We start from the raw sequence: 2,985 nt of genomic DNA on the forward strand, positions 1-2,985 counted from the left end.
GGGTTGAGGTGGCGCAGGTGGGGGCGGTTGCGGAGGCGGGGCATGCCCGCTTCACCTACCGGCTTCGCGTGTCGTCCACTGCTGGTACCGCTCTGGCGGCGGAGTGGGACCGGTGCCGCTGGATCTGGAATGAGTGCGTCGCCAAGTCCAAGGCTGTGCAGGCGCGTAACAAGGCCACCGGTGAGAAGTGGACCTGTGGTCCGGCTCGGCTTGACAAGATGCTGACCGAGGTCCGGACTCGTACGGCGTGGCTGCGTGAAGGCTCCTCGGTTCCGCAGCAGCAGGTGATACGCGACTTCGGCAAGTCCCGTGCCAAGGCGCAGAAGGACATCAAGGAACGTCTGCCCATGCACCGCCGGGCGGGGATGCCGAAGTGGAAGAAGAAACGCGAAGCGCTGCCGAGCATGAACTACACCCGGCGCGGTTTCCGTATCAAGGACGGCAGGCTGTACCTGGCCGGGGGCATCGCCCTGACGGTCGTGTGGTCGCGGGAACTCCCCGCTGATCCGTCGAGCGTGCGCGTCTACCAGGACAGTCTCGGGCACTGGTATGCCTCGTTCGTTGTCCCTGCCGAGGTGCGGCCTCTTGCGGATACCGGTCGTGTGATCGGTGTGGACTGGGGCGTGAGGGAGACCGCGACCACCACGTCCGACGGGCATGACCTGCCCCACGCCGAATACGGCAAGAAGGCGTCCGCGAAGCTCAGCCGGTACCAGCGGATGATGTCCCGCCGTGAACCCGCCAAGGGCAAACCCGGCTCCAAGGGCTACAAGGCAGCGAAACGACAGGTCGCCAAGCTGCACAAGAAAGTCGCACGGCAGCGCCAGGACAGCGCCCGTAAGTGGGCCAAGCGCGTGGTCCGTGATCATGATGCCCTGGCGGTGGAGGACTTCCGCCCGAAGTTCCTCGCCAGGACCACCCTGGCCAAGAAGGCCGCAGACGCCGCCATCGGCGCCACCAAGACGGCCGTGATCGAGATGAGCCGCAAGCACGGCCGCGCCGTGCACCTCGTACACCCCGCGTACACCACGATGGACTGCGCGCACTGCATGACGAGAGCCAAGCATGCACTGCCGCTGGGTGAGCGCACCTACACCTGCACCGCATGCGGAACCGTCTCGCCCAGAGACAAGAACTCCGCATACGTGATGCTGATCCGGGCTGGTCTCATCCCGGCTGGTGCTGAGGGCATAAGACCTTCGGGGGCGCTGCCCCCGAAGGCGGCCTGAGCCAGAAATCCCCACATCAACCCTGGAGAGTGAGGAATCCCCTCCCTTCAGGGAGGGGAGGTTTCAATGCGGCCACCTCTCGTCTGTGTACCGTCGACATGCCGACCGGAGCAGTGTGTCAGGCGAGCGCGCCCGCGAGCCCGGCAACGAGCCGTCAGGGTGGCCTGCCTGCCGAAGGTGAGGAGGAAAAGCGAACGAGGGCTGCTTCCGGTAAGAAGCAGCCCTCGTTTTTTCGGGTGGAGCTAAGGAGAATTGAACTCCTGACCTCCTGCATGCCATGCAGGCGCTCTACCAACTGAGCTATAGCCCCGAGATTCCGCGGTTCCGCGGTTCCGCCGTGATCCCCGGCGACGGACAAAACACTACATGACCGCCCCCGGTCCTCACCAAATCGGCCCCACCCCGCCCGGGCCCGCGGCGCTCAGCCAGACCTGGGTGCGTCACCCAGCACCCGTCTCGCCTCGGCCCACAGCCGCTCGAACTCCTCCGGGGACACCTCGACCACCCCGGGTTCGTCCTGCCAGTCCTCCAGAGGAAGCTCGGAAAGGATGCCGTACTGCTCCTCGTAGCGGACCATCGCCGCGATCTCCGCGTGCTCACGGAGGTACAACACCTCCTCCTGGGAGGCTGCCGTCACCGGTCGCGCGTCCACGCGCCGCACTTCGGCCTGACGGACTGCCCAGCCCTCGTCGTCGACCTCGAAATACAGCCACAGGTCCTCATCCTCGTCGTAGCTGCGGAACCAAGTCGTCATATCGCCATCCTCGCCCACCCTGCACTCCCGTACCGGCCGGTGACGAGCCCGGGGGCGCGCGCCCGCCCCCGGGCTCCGTCGTTCAGGCGGCGTTCCCGAAGAGCAGCCTCTCCGTCTCGGCGATGGCTCGCTCCAGTGCTTCGGGCTCGGGCCGGAGGCTCGTGACGATCGCGTCGATGCCACGCAGGCCCGCCTGCCGGAGCAGGCGCTTCTCGTTGGTGGCCCATTCGCCGCGCGCGGCCAGCACCGCGTGGGCCGTCTGCAGGGCGGCGGCGGCCAGCGCGCCCGCGACCTCGGTGGCCTGGCCCCGGTCGGCGTACGCGGCGCGGGCGTACCGGAGCGTGGCGGCCGCGCGGTCCCGCCACACCGGCGGGGCGGTCTCCCGCAGTGCCCGCGGGAACCCGGGGCGGGGCAGGGTGCCGCGCAGCACCTCGTTGTGGGCGAGTTCGGCGACCACCAGGTAGCTGGGGATACCCGCGAGGTGGAACATGAGCGGCTCCCAGTGGAAGCGGCCCTGCCCGCACTCGGCCAGTTCGTGCTCGACGACGTCGAGGTCGCGGTAGTGGACGTCGACGCGGCGGCCGTCGACCGTGAACCAGGCTCCTCCGTTGAAGACGCCGCCGCCCCAGCCGCCGATGTCGGAGACCTCCCCGTCCCAGCCGAGAGCGCGCAGGTCGTCCGGGTCGAACGCGCCCCGGTAGTACAGGCCGAGATCCCAGTCGCTGTCCGGGGCCCCGGTGCCCCGGGCGCGCGAGCCGCCGAGGGCGACGGCCCGTACTGCGGGCAGGGCGGCGAGCCGGTCGGCGATGCGGTCAAGGAACGCGTCGCCGGTGGGGATGTCGCCGATGGGCATGTCGTCGGTCATGAGGATCGATCCGATCGTGCGAAGCGGGAAGCGAATGACGGACGCTGCGGGCGCACCGAGCGGACGCCGGAGCTCTGAACGGCTCGGACGGCGTCGGGCGGACCGGTGCACGGGGCTCATCGCTTCACGATGCGCAC

At 68.8% G+C, this 2,985-nt stretch carries 3 protein-coding genes and 1 tRNA gene; 1 reads left to right on the forward strand and 3 read right to left on the reverse strand.

Annotated elements, in window-relative coordinates; translation table 11 throughout:
* The first annotated feature begins 8 nt into the window (after positions 1–8).
* On the forward strand, positions 9–1,229 hold the full coding sequence (locus K6I34_RS34655; RefSeq protein WP_229332015.1) for a transposase: 1,221 nt from the start codon (positions 9–11) through the stop codon (positions 1,227–1,229).
* Positions 1,230–1,466: 237 nt separating this feature from the next.
* Here K6I34_RS34655 and K6I34_RS34660 read toward each other — a convergent pair.
* The 3 genes from K6I34_RS34660 to K6I34_RS34670 form a co-directional block, all read right to left on the reverse strand.
* Positions 1,467–1,539 (reverse strand) — tRNA-Ala (locus K6I34_RS34660).
* 111 nt (positions 1,540–1,650) lie between these two features.
* The gene (locus K6I34_RS34665) at positions 1,651–1,983 is read right to left on the reverse strand and encodes a hypothetical protein (protein ID WP_229332013.1); all 333 of its coding nucleotides are present in this window, start codon (positions 1,981–1,983) and stop codon (positions 1,651–1,653) included.
* Between the two features lie 82 nt (positions 1,984–2,065).
* The gene (locus K6I34_RS34670; RefSeq protein WP_229332014.1) at positions 2,066–2,848 is read right to left on the reverse strand and encodes a nucleotidyltransferase domain-containing protein; all 783 of its coding nucleotides are present in this window, start codon (positions 2,846–2,848) and stop codon (positions 2,066–2,068) included.
* Positions 2,849–2,985 lie beyond the last annotated feature (137 nt).

This window comes from Streptomyces sp. UNOC14_S4, assembly GCF_020740835.1.
In the GTDB taxonomy this organism is placed as follows: Bacteria; Actinomycetota; Actinomycetes; order Streptomycetales; family Streptomycetaceae; genus Streptomyces.